The organism is Fusibacter fontis, assembly GCF_055378735.1.
The window spans coordinates 684,936-704,914 of the sequence record NZ_AP042445.1 but is presented as its reverse complement, the minus strand read 5'-3'; the positions used below and the strand labels follow the sequence as shown (position 1 = coordinate 704,914).

Sequence of the window (19,979 nt, the reverse complement as noted above, 5' to 3'; positions counted from 1 at the left end):
ATGGTTTACATTTTAATACTTTTCACTTATACTAGTTGAGAGTAAATCAGATGATCGCGTGCCTCGGCACGAGGAAAGTCCGGGCTCCATAGAGCAGGGTGCTGGGTAATCCCCAGTGGAGGTGACTCCAAGGAAAGTGCAACAGAAATAGACCGCCTCGCAAGAGGTAAGGATGGAAAGGTGGGGTAAGAGCCCACCAGCGCATAGGTGACTATGTGGCTCTGTAAACCCCATCTGGAGCAAGACCAAGTAGGGTGTAAAAAGAGGCTGCTCGTCTCTCCCAGTGGTAGGTCGCTTGAGCGTTCCGGTAACGGTCCGCCTAGATAGATGATCGTCTAATACAGAACCCGGCTTATAGATTTACTCAATAAAGAACCCGCTATCTTTTTTAGATTAGCGGGTTTTTTGTTTGTGTAGCGTTATTTTATTTAAACGAGTTTATTTATACGAGTTTATTTTCTTAAATAGGGTATAATTGAAATGTGTTCTCATTTACAATCAATTAAGGAGGTCTACATGAAAGTCATACCGTATCTTTCGTTTAATGGTACTTGTGAAGAAGCTGTTCTTTTTTATCAATCTATTTTAGGCGGAACCATCACTAATATCAAATTTAAAGACATGCCTGCAGTAGATAATATGCCTATGAATGATTCCATGCTTGAAAAAATCATGCACAGCGCATTAACTTTTGAAGATGGAAATGTCCTTTATTTTAGCGACACATGGGAAAATGCACCTGTAAAACACGGTGATTATGCAACCATTCACTTAGTGGTAAATTCTGAAAAAGATGTCTATGATTTTGTTGAAAAACTATCTGCTGGCGGTGAAATACTGATGCCTGCAGAGAGAACCTTTTGGAATTCCGTTTATGGAAGTCTCAAAGATCAGTATGGAATCAGTTGGGGAATTGAATTTGAATTGAAATAAGCAATCGATAGTCCCATAATTAAATTTCCACAAATAAAATGGATCGTTACGCATAAAAAGGATCGTTACGCATCGAAATTATGATATGTAACGACCCTTTTTCATTTTTACTTCAAATACTGCGCCTTAAATTCGTAGTGCTCTCATAAAAAATAACCCTATTAACAAATGTGCATTATTAGAAGTTTACCACTTCTGCAGGTTTAAATACAACAATTAAGATCATTTTAAAAGGTTCTTTAGCAAGTAATGCGTGTGGAATATTGGCAGGCATAACAATTGTTTCACCTTTTACAACGGTGTAAACATTCTCGCCAACGGTAATTTGAGCAGTTCCGTCTAAAATAGTGACCATCGCATCACCTGAAGATGCATGTGAACTAATTTCTTCGTTTTGATCAAAAGCAAACACCGTCATATTCATGTGTTTGTTTTGTGCCAAAGTGCGGCTTACAACTTGTCCAGCTTGATATGAAACTAATTGCTCTAATTCTAAGGGTTTTTCAAATTCAATATTTTTAATCATTGGGTTCATAACGCCTCCTCAAACTCTTGTTTTTTTAAATCATTTCACAACTTTCTATTCTGTTATAATTTTAACTCAACTCTTCTTATTTAATCGTAACATAAGTTACATTTAATCCCTATAAAAAATAAAAATCAATGATAGTATCTCTTGGCGCATTTCTTTGTACAAATGTAAGTTTTATTTGATTTTATCACCATAATATTTTATGATTAATCCTAAGTAGTTTTAATTCACAATCAACTGATGACAGCGTCCGCAGAAGGGAGAATCTGATGAATATTCAAATCTTTGGAAAGAAAAAGTGCTTTGAAACTCAAAAGGCAGAACGTTATTTTAAAGAGCGTCGCATTTCGTTTCAATCGATTGATCTCCTTAGCAAGGGAATGAGCAAAGGCGAATTTGAAAATGTTGCAAGGGCAGTTGGACTTAAAAATTTAATTGATACCAATCATCCACTATACCAATCGAAAAACTTAGATCGAATTTCGACACCCAACTTGATTCAAGAAATATTACTTGAAAATCCATCACTCATAAAAACACCGGTTGTCCGAAATGGAAGACAAGCAACGATTGGATTTGTACCAGATGTTTGGAAAGAGTGGACATAATTATTCACTGACTGAGAAGGAGAGACACTATGATACCTATACTAAAGAACGAACAGATTCTATTAAGGCCATTTAAACAATCTGACGCGCACCAAGTCACAGAAATGGCAAGCGATTACGCACTTTATCGCACAACACTCAACTTACCACATCCTTATACTTTTAACGATGCTGTTGATTGGATTCAAGCACATCCTGCCTATGTTATGGAACATGGTTTTTATACATGGGCAATTGTTCGACCAAGCGATGATACCCTTGTAGGGTGTTTTTCACTCAGTCAAAATCTTAAACATAAAACAGCTGAAGTGGGCTATTGGATTGGAAAAGCGTATTGGGGGAATGGATACGGAACGCACGCTACTAAAATTGCCATGGATTATGCCTTTGATTTTCTAAAAATCAACAAACTCATTGGTCGATATTTCTGTGTCAATCCCGCATCTGGAAGAATCATGGAAAAATGTGGCATGAAGTTTGAAGGTATTTTGAAAGAGTCGATCTACAAGGACGATACATATCATGATATTGGATTTTATGGACTTTTGCGTTCTGAATGGCTCAAATTTCCAAATCATATAAATCGAATCACACTTGATATTAAGCAAATAGACAAATCGCAAGCATCGGCACTACAATATATTCAAGAGCGTGCATTTGCAGAAGATATCGAAAGATATGGCAACCGCGCCGATTGTCCAGCAAATGAATCGCTTGAACGACTCATGACTAAAATCGAACAGTATGAATATTATGGAATATACGAAAATTCAAAACTCATTGGCGGAGCGGATATTCGATATAACGAAGCAGAACAAACATGCCGTCTTGCGAGAATTTATATCGATCCGAGGTATCAAAATTTAAAAATTGGAAAAATCGTTCTAAATCATTTGGAGTCACTCTATCCAGAGGCTGTTACATGGACTTTAGATACACCTTACAAAAATTTTAGAAATCAGCATTTTTATGAGAGTATCGGGTATAAACGCAATGGAATCAATGTCTTAGACGATGTTTTGACATTGATAGAATATGAAAAGAAACGATCTCTCTAAGTTATAAGGTTCACAAAGTTTAATTTATTTTGTATAATGTAGTAAAGATGTACAATTATTGGAGGGACACATGCTTAAAAAATGTGAACAATGCGGTCGTTTTTTTGGAGATGGTGATCAGTATACCTTATGCTCCTCATGTCGCTTATCAACTAAAACATTTAAAAGTTCTGGAGATGCAGAAAGAGATAAATTTGTCTTAACACGCGATTTGGTTTATGATAATCCAGATATTTCACCACAAGGCATTATCGAGATTCTCGCTGAAATGGGCGTTGAAATTACTTTGAGAGAAATTATGAAGTATGTCGATGAAGGCCGTCTTGTTTTGAATACAGTCAAAGAAGGAAACCACTGCTTAAGCTGTGGAACCAAAATCGGCTTTGGAAAATATTGCGACCGCTGTCGATTAAAGAAAGAACAACAAAAAGCCACAGAATCTTCTCAAAACCAACCACAGTCAGGTATGAGAATGTTTACAGCAGATAAGAAAAAATAAAAAAATAGAACTCACTAAAACCGTTACGTTATCCACGTAGCGGTTTTTTTCGAATAATTTCTATTTACACTCGAACACATGTTCTATATAATATAATTAGAACATGTGTTCTTTTTATTGTAAATTGGATTGAGGGGATGTCATGGATAAAATTATTTTTCACATAGATGTCAATAGTGCTTATTTATCTTGGGAAGCAGTATATCGTTTGCAAAGAGGGGATACACTTGATTTAAGGGATATTCCTTCCGCTGTAGGCGGGGATCCAATCAAACGACATGGTATTATCCTCGCAAAGAGTATTCCAGCAAAAGCCTATAAAATTCAAACTGGCGAAAGTCTTATGGCGGCTTATCAAAAATGTCCCCATTTGACAGTGGTTCCACCGCATTATGAACTTTACTTAAAATCAAGTAACGCACTTATGGATCTCATTAGCGACTATTCACCTCATATTCAGCGGTATAGCATCGATGAGTGCTTTGTGGATTGTACGGAATCCGTTCAATTGTTTGGAGATCCCATGACAATCGCCACCTGCATTAAGGAACGTGTCAAAAAAGAACTGGGATTCACCGTAAGCATTGGCATTTCAAATAATAAATTACTTGCGAAGATTGCCAGTGATATCAAAAAACCCGACGCCATCACCACGTTATTCCCCGATGAAATCCCCCTTAAAATGTGGCCCTTACCCATAGGTGATCTTTTTATGGCAGGGCGCGCCACCGTTTCAAAATTAGGCCTTCTAGGGATTGAAACGATAGGTGATTTGGCACAATATGATGTTCAAATTTTACGCGAAATTCTCAAATCGCACGGACAACTCATCTGGAATTACGCCAATGGAATAGAAACTTCTGACGTCAAAAAAAGCAATCGCTTGATTGTCAAAAGTATTGGAAATTCATCGACAATTGCTTTTGATATCGTGTCGCGTTCCGAAGCACATCTGATGCTCCTTAGTCTCACAGAGATGGTGGCATCACGATTAAGAGACAGTGAGTATCTTGCTCGATTGGTTTCTATTAGCTATAAAAACAGTGATTTTGAATCCTTTAGTCATCAGAGAAAATTTGAAATGCCTACTGATAGCACACTTGAGATATATGACGTTGCCAAAACACTTTTTGATGAACTTTGGAATGAGAATCCCATTCGTCATCTGGGCGTCCGTGTGAGTGAATTTTGTGAAAATGATTTTATACAGCTTCATTTGCTCAACACTGCAAACGATGAAAAAAATCATAAACTCGATGTCGTAATTGATACTTTGAGAGATCGATTTGAGCCAACCATTATTATGAGAGGGTGTTTTGTCAATAGTGGGATCAAACCACTCACTGGCGGCGTAGGGGATAGTGAAGAGGAGTTTCCGTTGATGAGTAGTCTGTTATAGAAGAATCGAAGGCTGTTTATATGCTGTTTATATGCTATGTTTATGTTGTTTGATTGTTAATTATATCGGTTTAGTGTTTAAAAGAAGGTTGTGGTGGTATGAAAGTAGTCAGAAAGGACATTGATGTACTTTGCTGGTTTGATCAAAATGGCTATCCAAATCCCATTCGTTTTAGAATGGAAGACGAATTTGGTATGCATTTGGTCGTAAAAATTGAAAAAGTAATCACTCGAGAGTACGAACGGCTCGCTGGCAACCGCATGTATGTGTTTACGTGTCAATGCGTGTTTCAAGGTCTTTCAAAAACAATTGTCATCAAATACGAACTCGATCATTGTAAGTGGATCTTATTTAAGCTCTAGTTGTTACGGATTCTATTGCAGAGATGAGAATAATTATGATATAATTGTATCGTATATTACAAACGTCTGATTAAAATCTATCAATTAATTAATCAGATGAATACTATTTTAAATTATTAGGAGTGTGGTTTTTTTTGGAAGCAGGCGCGAGTTGGCAGATCTTGATACTATTCTTATTGATTGGGATGTCCGCATTCTTCTCAGCATCAGAAACAGCATTAATGTCACTCAGTAAAATCAGGATTAGGCATTTGGTTGATGAAAAAGTTCGCCGTGCCGAGATCGTTCAAAAACTTGTTGAAAATCCAAACAAGTTATTGGGATCTATATTAGTGGGAAATAACGTCGTAAATATTGGTGCTTCTGCACTAGCAACGTCTCTGGCAATTCAACATTTTGGAGATGCAGGCGTTGGTATTTCAACTGGTATTATGACATTGTTAGTTCTCATATTTGGTGAAATTACACCAAAATCACTTGCAGCGCAGCATTCAGAGTTTATTTCTTTGAGAATTGCAAGGATTATTAGTTTTTTCGTTTATATTTTAAATCCAATCGTATCATTGTTACTGATCGTAACGAACTTTTTCATTAAACTATTCGGTGGAAAATCAGGAATCGCTCAGCCGTTTATTACGGAAGATGAACTGAAAACCATGGTTTCCGTGAGTCATGAAGAAGGTGTTCTCGAAGGTGAAGAAAAACAGATGATTTACAATGTATTTGAATTTGGCGATACACAAGTAAAAGATGTCATGACACCTCGTACGGATATGATTGCGCTAGAAATTGGCGTCACATATGAAAAGATACTCGAAACTTTTAAATCAGAGCAGTTTTCAAGAATTCCTATTTATCAAGAAACACCTGATACCATTGTAGGTGTACTCTATATTAAAGATTTAATTTTTAAAGCTTCAGCAAATGAGCTCTTTGACATTCACGATTACATTCGTGAACCATATTTCACTTTTGAGTTCAAGAAAACGACCGAATTATTTAAAGAACTAAGAGCTAAACGTGTACCAATGGCAGTCGTATTAGATGAATACGGTGGTACTGCAGGTATCGTTACTATTGAAGACTTGATCGAAGAAATCGTCGGAGATATTCGCGATGAATACGATGATCACGAAAAAGATATTGAAGTCGTAAAAGAAGATGAATACATCGTAGAAGGCGCAACGCGTATTGATGAACTCAATGATTTAATTGGCGTTAATATCGAATCAGAAGATTTTGACACCATTGGTGGATTTATCGTCGGTGAGTTTGGGCATATCCCCGAAGTCAACGAAGTCATTGAATACCACGGAATTAAATTTGTCGTTGAAGAAGTCGATCGTAACCGAATCGAAAAACTTCGTATTCACACATAAAATATATAATGATAAACATTAAGAATCCTCGCGCAGAGGATTCTTTTTTTAGGAGGCAACATTGAGCAATCGATTATCTAGAACAAAAATGATTATTGGTAGCGAAGGAATTGACGCGTTACAAGGTTCGTGTGTCGCTATTTTTGGAATTGGTGGAGTTGGATCATTTGTCACAGAAGCACTTGCGCGCGCTGGTGTCGAAAAAATTCATCTGTTTGATCACGATACCATCGTAGAATCCAACATCAATCGCCAAATTATCGCCTTACACAGTACGCTTGGACGTTACAAAGTTGACGTTATGAAAGAGCGCATACTGGATATCAATCCAGACGCAGACGTCATAGTACATCCCATATTTTTTGATGAAAAAACCGTTGATATGGACTTATTTCAAACATTTGACTATATTGTGGACGCTATTGATACAGTTACCTCGAAACTATTACTCGTTGTCACTGCACAATCATTAAATATCCCCATTATTAGCAGTATGGGAACTGGGAATAAACTTGATCCGACTCAATTCGAAATTTCAGATATTTCTAAAACTTCAGTTTGTCCGCTGGCAAAGGTCATGAGAAAGGAACTTAAGAATCGGGGAATTGTACATTTAAAAGTCCTATACTCGAAAGAACAAGTCATAAAGCCTAGCGAAGAAGAATTTCAACAGATGGATAATCAAGAAGAGGCGGAAACACACTCTCAACTAAGTGAACAAGTTCCTCCAGTTCGTATTAGAAAACGCCAGACTCCAGGTAGTATCTCTTTTGTGCCTTCAGTTGCAGGTCTTATCATTGCAGGCGAAGTTATCAAAGATCTCATGAAGATTAAAAGCAAGCAACCCAAACAATGAACAGAACAGATCTGAAATGAATTGAATTGATATAATGAATACATGATACGACCATCACATCCAGAGAACCATCTCATCAAGAAAAATAGCACATCATTATCGGGGGGTAATATGCTAAAATTTATCATCAAACGGATTCTACATGCCATTCCACTCATTATTGCAGTAACACTCGTGGTATTTTTCTTATTAGATGCCATGCAAGGAGATGAACTTACCGCTTATCTAAGTTCAATTCCCGAGGGAACACCAAAACCGACACCCGTTCAAATAGAACAAATGCGCAAAAACTTAGGACTTGATCAACCGTTCCACGTTCGCTATTTTGAATGGCTCTCAAAGGCAATTCGAGGCGATTTTGGTAACTCATTGGAATATAGAAAACCTGCGATTGAAGTAGTCAACATCTTAATTTGGCGTACATTTCTGATCAATGGCATCGCGATGTTTTTTACTTTTTTACTTGCAATTCCAATAGGGGTTCATTCCGCTGCCAAGAAAAATGGATTTTTTGATAAAACAGTTTCTACTGCAACGCTTATTTTGATTTCACTGCCATCATTTTTCGTTGGACTGTATTTAATGAAATTATTTTCTGTGAAATTAGGACTTTTACCAGCTACGGGTATGCATTCCGTCATTTCGTTAGTAAAGGGATATGCCTCTAAAACAGATGAAATAAAAGATGTCGCTTTACACATGATTCTTCCTGTGATGACATTGACACTTGTCGGAGTCGGTAGCGTCTCACGCTATGTTCGAAATGCCGTAATAGAAGTGATTAACCAAGATTACATTAGAACCGCTCGATCGAAAGGCTTAAAAGAACGTGTAGTCGTTTATAAACACGCATTTAGAAATGCATGGATTCCCATCATATCATTAGTAGGCGTGACGATCCCAACTTTATTCGTTGGAAATATCTTTATTGAGGCTATTTTTGTATGGCCAGGTATTGGCTTAGAATTTTTATATGCTGTTTTTAGACGAGATAAGGCGATGCTTCAAATCATCATACTCTTTTTCTCAATTGCTTCAATTCTCGGCAACTTGCTTGCAGATATTCTGTACGGTATAGCAGATCCGAGAATAAAAGTAGAATAAGGAGGTCTCAGATGATTCGGAAAAAATTAATGACTAACATGGCAACTGAAAATCAAAAGCAATTAAGCAACCAATCTGAAGGGCCCTGGAAATTGGCGTTTAGGCGTTTAATTAAGAATAAAATTGCAGTCATCGGGGGAATTGTACTCCTTTTTATTGTTGCATTTACTTATATTGGTCCATTTCTTTCGCCACATGAAATTAACACCATTGATGTCAAGCTGAGATTTAGCGAACCTTCATTTTCACACCCATTTGGAACGGATATGTTAGGACAAGATTTAATGACCCGTTTGATGTTAGGTGGACAAATTTCAATTGCATTATCTGCACTTTCTGCAGTTGTTACAATTGTGATGGGGACAATCATTGGTGCCGTAGCAGGATATTACGGTGGAAAAACAGATCGTTTCTTAATGCGAATTGCTGAATTTATCTATATCTTGCCTTTGCTTCCAATGATAATAGCGTTTTCAGCTGCCTTTGCATTTAGATACTCAGATATCGTCAGAATGACCTATACTATGGTTATTTTTGGAATCTTGAGCTTTCCAGTTTTAGCTCGAATGGTAAGAGGCGAAGTATTATCACTTAGAGAAGCCGAATACATGAAAGCTGCAAGTTTACTTGGAATTTCTAAACGTGCTCAAATTTTCAAACACATTATCCCCAACTTAATCGGTGTGATCATCGCATCGTCAGCTTCTATTATTGCAAATGCCATTTTGCTAGAACTTACTTTATCGTTTGTTGGTATGGGATTTCAACCACCTACGCCAACCTGGGGAAACTTAATTCCAAATATTCGAGGCGACAATATGGTATCATCGGGTAATTACTGGTTATGGTTTTATCCTGTAAGCTTTATATCGATTACCATTATCAGTATTAACTTGCTTGGAGAAGGACTCAGAGACGCCCTAGACCCAAAAGGTGAGGGAAAATAGTGTTACATCTATGTTAAATCATTTTGACGATTTATTCTTTACCATTTTTATATGTTACACTGAAAGTGTCCTAAACAACATTCTTTCGAATTGTATGCTTGTTAAACATATTTAAGGTAAAAGGAGTGAGTCATATGTGGCTTTTTAAAGATAAAAAAACAACCGTCATCTCGATTTGCATCCTAATCATTTCGATCATAGTCGTATCTGGTTATATGTATTATCAAAACAATCTGATCCAAGAACTCAAAGCGACAAAACTCAATCAAATGCAGGCAATTACGCTTAAACAAGAAGAAGTCAATCGACTCATTCAAGAAAAAGAAGTTTTAGTGGCCGATAAAGCTAAAACGATTGCTTCATATGATTTGCAAATTCAAGAAAAAGACGCCATCATTAAAGAGCAACAAAAACAAGTGGATTCTAGTTACATGCTTTCAGAATATACACTCGATTTTTTAAGCGCGCATGCTTCTTCACCTCAGAAATTGATAGAGGATTTATTGAAGCAGAGTGAACTCATTCCTAAAAAGGGCATATTGGGTGGTACCATGTATTGGATTGAAAATACTGCCGTTGTATTAAACAATCGATTTGTCTTTTGTAGTTATGAAGATGGACACATAATGGGGCATGCATTACTCTCATATGAGTTCGATCAAGATCAGGAAATAAAATGGACTGTAGATGCATTTTTCAATGAATAAATCTATTTATGAGCAAAAAAATCATCAACAAATGCAGTTATAGGAGAGCAGATATGGAAATCATCACATTAATCGATAATGTCGTATATGGAGAAGGACTTTTAGGGGAACACAGTTCTTGTTATTTAATCAAAAGTCATGGAAAAAAAATACTGTTCGACATTGGTCAGACCAACGCCTTTTTGTCAAATGCTGAATATTTAGGCGAAGAGTTATTCGACGTTGATTGCGTGATATTAAGTCATAAAATTGATTCACACAATAGAGGGTTAATCGCATTTTTAGAATTAAATCCAACTGCAACCCTCTATTTTAAACCCATGGCACTACGTATGGAACACAGTTTTATCGAAAACTACAATAATCCAGTGGTGTTTGTCGAAGACGATATCGAAATTGTCCCTGGAATCACAATTCACGCAGAGATTCAAACGTTTACAAGTCCCATCAATCAGACGTGTTCGTTTGTAATGGAAGAGGGGAATCGACAGCTTCAAGATCCGTTTGCAGATGAATTGTTTTTATCGATACAAGAGGGCAATCAAAGATTTCTTTTTACTGGGTGCGCGCACAAAGGCATCATCAACATCCTAAAAACAGCATATGAAAAAAATCAACAAAAACCCATTCAATACGTATTTGGAGGCATGCATTTTAGTGGCGAACTATTGAGCCACATTGATGATTATCTCAAACAGTTTATGTGCTTTGGCATCAAGCAGTTGTACGTCAGTCATTGTACAGGAATTGATGGCTATATGCGCATGAAAATAAAATACCCAGAAAAAGTAATTTACACTTTTACTGGGTTTCATGTTGAAATATAAATTGAAATATAAACTGCACGTCACATAAGAAATTTTTCAAGAATTATTTCAAGAAATTTTTAATTTATTTACAAATTAATGTGTGTAAAATTAAAAAGCAAGGGTATATTATCAATAGACTTGGGAAGTCGATTTCTTCATAGTCTATTATATTTCCCCCCTATTTCCTCTAGTATAGCTAGAGGTTTTTTTTTAGATATCTTCAGCGTTTGGTGGAACAATTGGTTTTCGTTTAAGTGGCGTGGAGAGTATAATGGCTGTTCTCGTATCTCCAATAGCTTGAATTTTATCTAGAATCTCTTCCAATCGGTGAGTTGTCTCGCAGACCACTTTTACAGTCATACAATCTTCACCCGTAACGTGATAACATTCAATAATTTCTCGTTCTTCAGCTGCCATTTTTTTAAAACGTTTATGTGCACTTACTTTCATTGCGACATGTACAATCGCTTCGACATGTAAATTCAGTTTTTTAGGATTTATCACGGCAGTGTAACCTTCAATAACGCCACTTTCTTCAAGGCGTTTAATCCGTTCAGAAACAGCAGGTGACGTTAAGTTAACTCGAGCACCTAGTTCTTTCATCGAAATTCTCGCTTCTTGCTGTAAAATTTTTAGTATTCTAATATCTGTAATGTCCATAAAATCTCCCTAATAAAATAAAGTAATTTGGAAAATATATTTATTTAATTAACTAAGGTTAGTGTATCACTTTTGCATCGTTCTGTACAGAAATATGTACAAATGTTAGAATTTGTGTGAACGAATAGACAGTAGGAGGTTAGCGATGTCCGCTATTAAAATTACTGAAACAATATTAAGAGATGCTCATCAATCATTAATTGCAACTCGTATGAAAACTGAAGAGATGGTTCCTATATTAGAAACTTTAGATTCTGTAGGGTATCACGCACTAGAGTGTTGGGGCGGTGCAACTTTTGATTCATCCCTTCGCTATTTAAGTGAAAATCCTTGGGAAAGATTACGTACCATTCGTAAAAATGTTAAAAATACAAAACTTCAAATGCTCTTAAGAGGACAGAATTTGTTGGGTTACAAGCATTATCCAGATGATGTCGTAGAAGAATTTATCAAACGTTCCATTGGAAACGGCATCGATATCATTCGAATTTTTGATGCACTCAATGACATTCGAAACATTGAAACTGCTATTAAAGCGACAAAAAAAGAAGGCGCACATGCGCAAGCTGCCATTTCATACACGATTAGTCCAGTCCATACGATTGAAAACTATGTAAAACTCGCAAAAGATATGGAATCCATGGGAGCAGATTCGATCTGTATTAAAGATATGTCAGGATTACTAACGCCTTATGAAACAGAGAAACTCGTTAAAGCATTAAAATCTAATGTTAAAGTACCACTTGAAATTCACTCACATTATACAAGTGGTTTAGCAAGTATGTCCTATTTAAAAGCGATTGAAGCTGGAATTGATATCATTGACACTGCCATTTCTCCATTTGCACTCGGAACTTCTCAACCTGCAACGGAGCCAATGGTTGCTGCACTTGAAAATACAGAATATAGCACGGGAATTAACTTAAGAGAACTCGACAAAATCACTGAGTACTTTGCTCCAATTAGAGAAAAAGCCATTGAGTCTGGATTATTAGATGTTAAAATGCTTGGAGTCGATATCAATACGTTGGTCTATCAAGTTCCTGGTGGCATGCTTTCAAATTTAGTCTCACAACTCAAAGCACAAAATGCTCTTGATAAATACGAAGAAGTTTTAAAAGAAGTTCCACGAGTGCGTGAAGATCTTGGTTTTCCGCCACTTGTAACGCCAACAAGCCAAATTGTCGGAACACAAGCTGTACTCAATGTTGTCATGGGCGAGCGATATAAAATGATTCCAAAAGAGATCAAAGAATATGTAAAAGGCATGTACGGAAAATCACCTGCACCGATTAAACCTGAAATTATTGAAAAGGTCATTGGAACTCAAGAAGTGATTACATGTCGTCCAGCTGACCTCCTTACACCACAATTAGCACTTGAAAGAGACAAGATAAAAGAGTATATTGAAGAAGAAGAAGATGTGCTCTCATATATATTATTCCCTAATGTTGCAGAGGATTACTTTAAATTTAGACAAGCTCAAAAATATAAAGTGGATTCTGATTTAGTTAATAAAGAGGAGAAAACACATCCAGTATAATGATATACCGGAGGAATGAATGCAAAAAAAAGTAAAATTGACAGCAGAAGAGAAAAAAGAACTCAAACGATTAGCTGCACTTGAAAATGAAAGAGCCATCACTGAAGGTTGGGCTGATAACAGCAATATGGGAAAAAATAAGTATGCTTTGCGATTTGGCTTACTGACTTGGGGATTGCCGACATTTGTTCTATATTCAGTTATTATGCTCATTCTGAATTTATTTGTTAAGTCGGGCATGAAATACGATTTAATTCAGGCTTCGTTTGCACTTGTCTTTTTCTGTGTATTCGGCATCTTTTATGGAAGAAGTTTGTGGAAGAAAAATGAGAAAATTTACAGAAATAAATATCCATATGGTAAAAAAGCGACAAAAAAGTAAGTTGTACTTCAAATTAATCGATTAAATCAAATTAGCTAATGCTTGAAAATTAAAGGCATTAGCTATTTTTATGTCCGCCGTTGGTATATATTTACATTTTTGTATTTACATTTCCATATTTTGGGAGTATAATTCAATTACCATAATTTGGTAATTGCTAGTAACTAAACACTATTCAATTGTGATTTAATTAATAAATCTGATAGTAGAGAAGGGGTTCAATGTTTTACGTACAAGAAACGGAATATTTTAAAAAGCTAATACCTAAATTAAAAGGGATTCAGTATCAATTTATTGATATATACACAGAAGCGTTAAATCTGACACCCATTCATTCAGAAAGTGATTGTCTGCTTATTGAAATGAGTCACGATAAAACGTTTGAAATGCTCACGAGTTGTATCATAAAAAATCAAAATCGCTTTCATAGATTGTTTTTATTTTATTCAGATCACATAGACAGCAGAGACGATCTTCAAGTTGAAACCATACACAAATATCAAAGTTACAAACAGATTCAGTCACTATTACTAAACGAAAATCACGAAATCATCTTATTGACAAATGGATCGCAAACGCAGCTAAAAGAATCAACGATCAGTGAGTTTCAACGCATTTATTCATTCGACTATCTACTTTCTTTAGATTTTGAACCGCAATCAAAATTTACGCTCTTTCAATATGCTGAACAACACACACTTACTTCATCTAATTCTGAGGTTGTGTTTGAAAAACGAAAAGTAAACGCAATCATTACTAATATAAATGACTACTTGAATCCACCTGAAAATGATATTTTGCAGATGATACACAGTTTACAGCTGAAAGGGTCACTCGCCATTATCATTTCAAACATAAAACATGCGTTTGACCTTAAGGTACTCCAAAAATGTCATCGCGTCGTTATTGCATCTGAAAACTTTCAAGAAAATTCGATTTTCCTTGAAGCACTCAAACAACACTATCATTGGCTAATATACGAAACCATTAACTGCATGGAGTGAATATGATAACTTACAACGACATTGAAGCAATTCGTAAAGAGATCTTACAACAAATCGACGTCTTTGATGAAACAATTATAAAAAATAGACTCATTGACTATATTTCAAATTTATCTTCATATGGAACACTTGAAAAAAAAGCGCTATTCTCACAAAGTTGTGATGCTATTTTTGGATACGGAATTATCCAGCCACTACTAAACGATGCAGAAATCACTGAGATTATGATCAATGGACCAGATACGATTTTTGTGGAAAAGAAAGGGCAATTAATACGATCTGAGATTACATATGAAAGTAAAGATCAGCTCATGCAACTGATACACAAAATATGTGCTGAAATTGGAAGGGAGGTTAATCTAGGTTCACCGCTACTTGATGCCAGATTATCAGACGGTTCACGCGTCAATATATTGCTAGATCCAATTGCACTCAATGGACCGATGATTACCATACGTAAATTCAAAAAAGCCCTCATTCGTACACAAGATTTGATGGAACACGGTATGTTTTCATCAGAAATTAATCAGTTATTTGAACTTCTGATACACTCAAAATTCAACTTATTCATCTGTGGCAGTACAGGGTCTGGCAAAACAACTTTACTCAATTGTCTTTCTTCCTATATTCCTAAAAATGAACGAATTATCACGATTGAAGATGCTGCTGAAATATCATTAGCGTCACATGAGAACATCGTTTCACTAGAAACACGAAAATCGCATCAAAGTACCAATGAAATCAATATGAGTATGCTCATAAAGAACGCACTTCGAATGCGACCAGATCGGATCATTGTAGGAGAAGTTCGGGGAGAAGAAGTCATCGATATGCTTCAAGCCATGAATACGGGACACGATGGTTCTTTATCAACAGGTCATAGTAATTCCGCACTTGATATGTTGACCCGACTAGAAGTCATCGCTAGTAGCTATAGCGAAATCAATCATTTGCTCATTCGAAAGCAAATCATATCCGCAATTGATTTTTTAATCTTTGTTGAAAAGTTAAGCGATGGGAGTAGAAAAGTCACTCAAATCGTCGAGGTGATTAAACAGACAATGGATTATCAACTCAATACACTGTTTTCATGGGATGATGCCATTCAATATCGTCTAGACGATATGAAAAAAAAGATTCATAATCAATCAAAATTAAGGCGGTATCAAGTATGAAATTTGTTAAAAACAACGTTTTTGCGAAGTGTTCGAATTTCAATTTATCTTTTATAAAAACTTATAGTTCAAAAATCGATTGGCTTAAATTTCTCTCAGATATGACGTTTATGGCATTATCTGGTGTGTGCTTTTATTCAAATCTATTCGTTTCATTGATTTTAATGGGTTTTGTCCTTCTATTAGCAGGTAAAACAAATCGTTATCATAAGAGTTTAGAGAGATTTTACCTCAATCATTTTGTCGATTTTTTAAATCAGATTAATTCAAATTTGTGCATTGGAATGGGGTTTGATGCATCTATCACAACATCTGCAGCACTCTTAAACGCAGATACCAGTTATTCCTCTCAAGCTATTCATCAACTCAACAATGCGATTAAGATGGGAATCAAATCGTCAGAGCTATTCAATAAAATTCAAGACCTTTTCCCAATTTCTGAAGCAATTTTGTTTTGTAATATGATGCAATCCAGCAAAGAGACCGGAGCAAGCCCATCTGAAATTACAGGCATTACCATTGATAAATTATACCTAAAATTTAAAATAAACGATGAAATCGAGACGATTTTATATCAGAAAAAACTTGAACAATCCATCCTTTGTCTTGCACCTATGTTTATCATCTTATTTATTAAACTTTCATCACCAAAATACTTGGATGCTATGTATCAAACAGTATTTGGTACGATTTGGATGTCTATTTCATTTATGTTAATCGCTGTTATGAAAGTTGTGTCGGAACACATCGTACAATTAAAAATCTAATGGAGGATTTCTCTTTGAAGCAATTGGATGAACTTAACCAAAAATTAGAAAATTGGCTCTATGCAAAAAAACTCATTCGGCCCAAGAAAATTGTTCCTTATTTTGAAAGCCATATGGGGGATTATATACAAGAATTTTTGCTCAATCATGGATCTGGTATGCCACTAGAAAAAGCACTTAGAAAGACGAGGACAAAAGATGCCATTTTACTGAAAGAATTATCTGTGTGTCAAAATGCAGTGGAAGCTTTTAATCGGTTTGCTGTACTGGTGGAACGAAAAGAAGTGTGGCGTTTTGTGAGATTGATTAATCAGCTTCATTACTCGGGGAGTAAAAGCTCGTTAGAAGCGCTCGAACGTTTTCATGATGAACTTTGGCATTCTAAACTTTCTCGTGCTAAGAAAAAATCCGAAAAAATTTCAGTACAATTGACATTCTTACTGATGTTTTCCCTAATTAGCGTCATTATCGTCGTAATTGCTCCAGTTATGATGATATTATAAACAAAAAAATACATTTTATAAGGAAGGTAATCTATGAGACTACAATATTTTATGCTTTGGATGAATGCGCAATATCGAAAATTTACTAAAAACGAAGAGGGTATGGGTACTATTGAAATCGTCATCATCATTGCTGTTTTAATTGGATTGGCATTTTTATTTAGAACTTTTGTCACAGACTTTTTTAGTGAATTAACAAAGGGCATCAAGGACAACAATAAAATTGATGATTTATTTAAGTAGTGTCTAACCGATATGAATCCACTCATTATTGGCTCCCATACCGTTCAACAGTTTGAATATAACATGATCTCTCATTCTCATAACGATTTTTTTTATCCTCTTACAATCAATGAAATAGAGAACAGTCCGTTTAGCGAGTTGAATTATTTTGTGCCTATATCATGCAAATCTTTGCAAGATGTGTTATTATTAGAACCCTTGTCACTGAACAAAATCAAGCAATTTATGAGTCAATTCATTCAATTAAGGGATTATTGCGACGAACATTTGCTTGATTTTGATAAAGTAGATTTCCATCCAAGTAACATTTATTTTGATGAGATTTCACTCAGGTTAAAATGGCGTTATGTGCCTTCAACAAAGGTTATATTATTTTTTAGTCTGGGTGATCTCCTCAATAGGATGTTTATCGAATCCTCATTAAACAAATCATTAACACTTGAGAGCATGGTGAATATTGAGAATCGATTGGAAATTTTTCTAAATGACTTGAGCATTACACCGATTCAAAACAGTGCTCTGAAATCTCCAGATATTAAAAAAACGTGGTTGCGTCATCTTTTCAATCGTCATAAATCCTCTAAATCTAAACCGCAAAAAACAAATAGTCATTCACTTGAGAAATTAGCACACGAGTTAAGAAAAACACATCAAATCGGTCAATACCCGATGCTCATCGATAAGCTCAACCCAACACAGCATTACAAACTTTATTACGATACCACGATCATTGGTCGCGATGAGACCTCTACGATTGTCGTAAGCGATATATCGATCAGCAAAAAACACGCTATTTTAGTCAAACGCAACCATCAAATTTTTCTATCAGATTGCCATTCAACCAATGGCATTTTGTTGAATAACTACAAAATAGAGTGTGAAACGATACTGTCAAATGGTGATAATATACAAATAGGTAACAAACATTTCATTTTTGTTCGCTAGATTTTATGATATTATATTTAAGTAAAATAATGCCACAAGGAGAATGAAATGAAAAATGATATAAAATCTGTTCTATATTCTGAACAAGAATTACAGAATAAAGTGATTGAACTCGCTGATCAAATCACGCACGATTACGAAGGCAAGGATCTTCTATTGATTGGCGTTCTTAAAGGTGCGAATGTGTTCATGTGTGACTTGATGAGGCGAATCACGTTTCCAATTCAAATTGATTTTATTGCTGCATCAAGTTATGGCCATTCAACTGAAAGTTCAGGTGTCGTTAAAATTTTGAAAGATCTTGATTATAGTATCGAAGGTAAAGATGTCATTATCGTTGAAGACATTATAGACACTGGACTCACTTTAAAATACTTAATTGAAAATTTTAAATCTAGAGGTCCAAGAAGTCTAGAGATTTGTACGCTTTTAGATAAACCGGAGCGAAGAATCGCTTCATTGTCTGTAAAATATCGAGGATTTGAGATACCAGATGAATTTATTGTCGGTTATGGAATTGATTATGCCGAACGTTATAGAAATTTACCATATATCGCAACACTGAAAGAATCTGTATACCAGAAATAGTCAAATTCTCAAAAAATCTTATTGTAAAATATTTATAAAAACTTGCTAACATATTTGACGTATGGGTATCTATCATATATGATTGAGTTGATTAAATTTTGCAACGAAAATATTGATATGAGGTGAAAATATGAATGTAGCTAAAATGATCGATCATACGATCTTAAAACCAAATGTAACCGATGCAGATGTCATTAAAGTTTGTGATGAAGCTAAAGAATATGGTTTTTTCTCAGTGTGTGTAAATCCGTATTTTGTTAAACTCGTAGCAGATCAACTAAAAGGTTCAGATGTAAAAGTAACATCTGTTATTGGCTTTCCTTTAGGAGCAAGTACAACTTTTATTAAAGCTGCTGAAGCAAAAAAAGCTGTAGAAGATGGCGCTAATGAAATCGACATGGTGATTAATGTATCCGCATTAAAAGATAAAAAATATGATTTTGTTCGCGAAGATATTGCAGCAGTTGTAGACGCTATTCGTGGAAAAGCAATTTTAAAAGTCATTCTTGAAACTTGCTTACTAACTAAAGACGAAATTGTAAAAGCATGTGAACTTTCTAAAGAAGCAGGCGCACAATTCGTAAAAACATCTACTGGATTTAGTACTGGTGGGGCTACTCCTGAAGATGTAAAATTAATGAAAGATACTGTTGGTGATGCTCTAGAAGTGAAAGCATCAGGCGGCGTTCGTGATTATGAAACAGCAATGAAAGTCATTGAAGCGGGAGCAACTAGAATAGGTGCATCCTCATCCATTGATATCGCATTAAAATCAAATACAAGTAATTCAGATTATTAAAATTAAAAGAATTATATAGATTTAAGTTAAAAAGATTTAAGTTAGATTGATCATGATTGATTATGATTGTTCAAAATTTCATGTACTGGTAGACATAATTTATTTATGTCTACCAGTTTTATTTTTAAGAAAATTTGTCACATTTTTCTGACTATATTATTTGAAGAAAGTCTATTA

24 protein-coding genes and 1 other RNA gene are annotated in these 19,979 nt (G+C 35.4%); 23 read left to right on the top strand and 2 right to left on the bottom strand.

The annotated features are described in order from the left end of the window. The first annotated feature begins 38 nt into the window (after positions 1-38). An RNA gene (gene rnpB, locus ACZ41W_RS03150) (RNase P RNA component class A) lies at positions 39-371 on the top strand. Positions 372-516: 145 nt separating this feature from the next. Next, entirely contained in the window at positions 517-933 is a 417-nt protein-coding gene (locus ACZ41W_RS03145; RefSeq protein ID WP_464313429.1) for a VOC family protein, read from the top strand. Between the two features lie 178 nt (positions 934-1,111). Here ACZ41W_RS03145 and ACZ41W_RS03140 read toward each other — a convergent pair whose 3' ends face one another. Then, positions 1,112-1,468 carry a cupin domain-containing protein gene (locus ACZ41W_RS03140; protein ID WP_464313428.1) on the bottom strand — a complete coding sequence of 119 codons (357 nt, stop codon included), beginning with the start codon at positions 1,466-1,468 and terminating at the stop codon, positions 1,112-1,114. Between the two features lie 266 nt (positions 1,469-1,734). Here ACZ41W_RS03140 and ACZ41W_RS03135 point away from each other — a divergent pair, with 266 nt between their 5' ends. The 11 genes from ACZ41W_RS03135 (at position 1,735) to ACZ41W_RS03085 (ending at position 11,211) form a co-directional block, all read left to right on the top strand. Then, the gene (locus ACZ41W_RS03135) at positions 1,735-2,073 is read left to right on the top strand and encodes an arsenate reductase family protein (protein ID WP_464313427.1); all 339 of its coding nucleotides are present in this window, start codon (positions 1,735-1,737) and stop codon (positions 2,071-2,073) included. Positions 2,074-2,102: 29 nt separating this feature from the next. Continuing rightward, the gene (locus ACZ41W_RS03130; RefSeq protein ID WP_464313426.1) at positions 2,103-3,131 is read left to right on the top strand and encodes a GNAT family N-acetyltransferase; all 1,029 of its coding nucleotides are present in this window, start codon (positions 2,103-2,105) and stop codon (positions 3,129-3,131) included. Positions 3,132-3,201: 70 nt separating this feature from the next. Beyond that, the gene (locus ACZ41W_RS03125; RefSeq protein WP_464313425.1) at positions 3,202-3,630 is read left to right on the top strand and encodes a hypothetical protein; all 429 of its coding nucleotides are present in this window, start codon (positions 3,202-3,204) and stop codon (positions 3,628-3,630) included. A gap of 142 nt (positions 3,631-3,772) precedes the next feature. After that, positions 3,773-5,029, top strand: coding sequence for a DNA polymerase Y family protein (locus ACZ41W_RS03120; protein ID WP_464313424.1), 1,257 nt, complete (start codon positions 3,773-3,775; stop codon positions 5,027-5,029). Positions 5,030-5,127: 98 nt separating this feature from the next. Beyond that, a complete protein-coding gene (locus ACZ41W_RS03115) occupies positions 5,128-5,391 on the top strand; it encodes a hypothetical protein (protein ID WP_464313423.1) in 264 nt (87 codons plus the stop codon). A gap of 134 nt (positions 5,392-5,525) precedes the next feature. Beyond that, positions 5,526-6,770: an HlyC/CorC family transporter gene (locus ACZ41W_RS03110; protein WP_464313422.1), complete on the top strand. Its 1,245-nt coding sequence runs from the start codon at positions 5,526-5,528 to the stop codon at positions 6,768-6,770. A 61-nt stretch (positions 6,771-6,831) separates the two neighbouring features. Then, positions 6,832-7,626, top strand: a complete 795-nt coding sequence (locus ACZ41W_RS03105) for a tRNA threonylcarbamoyladenosine dehydratase (RefSeq protein WP_464313421.1) — start codon at positions 6,832-6,834, stop codon at positions 7,624-7,626. A 111-nt stretch (positions 7,627-7,737) separates the two neighbouring features. Then, positions 7,738-8,730 (top strand): ABC transporter permease, encoded by a 993-nt coding sequence (locus ACZ41W_RS03100; RefSeq protein WP_464313420.1) that lies wholly within the window; start codon positions 7,738-7,740, stop codon positions 8,728-8,730. An 11-nt stretch (positions 8,731-8,741) separates the two neighbouring features. Beyond that, positions 8,742-9,677 carry an ABC transporter permease gene (locus ACZ41W_RS03095; RefSeq protein WP_464313419.1) on the top strand — a complete coding sequence of 312 codons (936 nt, stop codon included), beginning with the start codon at positions 8,742-8,744 and terminating at the stop codon, positions 9,675-9,677. A gap of 134 nt (positions 9,678-9,811) precedes the next feature. Then, positions 9,812-10,384, top strand: a complete 573-nt coding sequence (locus ACZ41W_RS03090; protein WP_464313418.1) for a hypothetical protein — start codon at positions 9,812-9,814, stop codon at positions 10,382-10,384. A gap of 53 nt (positions 10,385-10,437) precedes the next feature. Then, positions 10,438-11,211 (top strand): MBL fold metallo-hydrolase, encoded by a 774-nt coding sequence (locus tag ACZ41W_RS03085; protein WP_464313417.1) that lies wholly within the window; start codon positions 10,438-10,440, stop codon positions 11,209-11,211. A gap of 192 nt (positions 11,212-11,403) precedes the next feature. On the opposite strand, the gene ACZ41W_RS03080 is transcribed toward ACZ41W_RS03085, so the two are convergent. Further along, positions 11,404-11,853, bottom strand: coding sequence for an Lrp/AsnC family transcriptional regulator (locus ACZ41W_RS03080; protein WP_464313416.1), 450 nt, complete (start codon positions 11,851-11,853; stop codon positions 11,404-11,406). A gap of 145 nt (positions 11,854-11,998) precedes the next feature. On the opposite strand from ACZ41W_RS03080, the gene ACZ41W_RS03075 reads away from it, so the two are divergent. The 10 genes from ACZ41W_RS03075 (at position 11,999) to deoC (ending at position 19,802) form a co-directional block, all read left to right on the top strand. Continuing rightward, entirely contained in the window at positions 11,999-13,396 is a 1,398-nt protein-coding gene (locus ACZ41W_RS03075) for an oxaloacetate decarboxylase subunit alpha (RefSeq protein ID WP_464313415.1), read from the top strand. A 19-nt stretch (positions 13,397-13,415) separates the two neighbouring features. Then, positions 13,416-13,778, top strand: a complete 363-nt coding sequence (locus tag ACZ41W_RS03070; RefSeq protein WP_464313414.1) for a hypothetical protein — start codon at positions 13,416-13,418, stop codon at positions 13,776-13,778. 221 nt (positions 13,779-13,999) lie between these two features. Then, positions 14,000-14,782: a hypothetical protein gene (locus tag ACZ41W_RS03065; protein WP_464313413.1), complete on the top strand. Its 783-nt coding sequence runs from the start codon at positions 14,000-14,002 to the stop codon at positions 14,780-14,782. Positions 14,783-14,784: 2 nt separating this feature from the next. Continuing rightward, complete coding sequence (locus tag ACZ41W_RS03060; RefSeq protein ID WP_464313412.1) at positions 14,785-15,957, top strand: CpaF family protein; 1,173 nt, start codon at positions 14,785-14,787, stop codon at positions 15,955-15,957. After that, positions 15,954-16,724, top strand: coding sequence for a type II secretion system F family protein (locus ACZ41W_RS03055; protein WP_464313411.1), 771 nt, complete (start codon positions 15,954-15,956; stop codon positions 16,722-16,724). The genes ACZ41W_RS03060 and ACZ41W_RS03055 overlap by 4 nt, the downstream gene beginning before the upstream one ends. Positions 16,725-16,738: 14 nt before the next feature. Beyond that, positions 16,739-17,227 (top strand): type II secretion system F family protein, encoded by a 489-nt coding sequence (locus tag ACZ41W_RS03050; RefSeq protein WP_464313410.1) that lies wholly within the window; start codon positions 16,739-16,741, stop codon positions 17,225-17,227. A gap of 33 nt (positions 17,228-17,260) precedes the next feature. Next, complete coding sequence (locus ACZ41W_RS03045) at positions 17,261-17,470, top strand: Flp1 family type IVb pilin (protein WP_464313409.1); 210 nt, start codon at positions 17,261-17,263, stop codon at positions 17,468-17,470. A 12-nt stretch (positions 17,471-17,482) separates the two neighbouring features. Beyond that, positions 17,483-18,415 (top strand): FHA domain-containing protein, encoded by a 933-nt coding sequence (locus ACZ41W_RS03040; RefSeq protein ID WP_464313408.1) that lies wholly within the window; start codon positions 17,483-17,485, stop codon positions 18,413-18,415. Between the two features lie 48 nt (positions 18,416-18,463). After that, positions 18,464-19,003: a hypoxanthine phosphoribosyltransferase gene (gene hpt, locus ACZ41W_RS03035; RefSeq protein ID WP_464313407.1), complete on the top strand. Its 540-nt coding sequence runs from the start codon at positions 18,464-18,466 to the stop codon at positions 19,001-19,003. A 130-nt stretch (positions 19,004-19,133) separates the two neighbouring features. Further along, a complete protein-coding gene (gene deoC / locus ACZ41W_RS03030) occupies positions 19,134-19,802 on the top strand; it encodes a deoxyribose-phosphate aldolase (protein WP_464313406.1) in 669 nt (222 codons plus the stop codon). Positions 19,803-19,979: the final 177 nt, after the last annotated feature.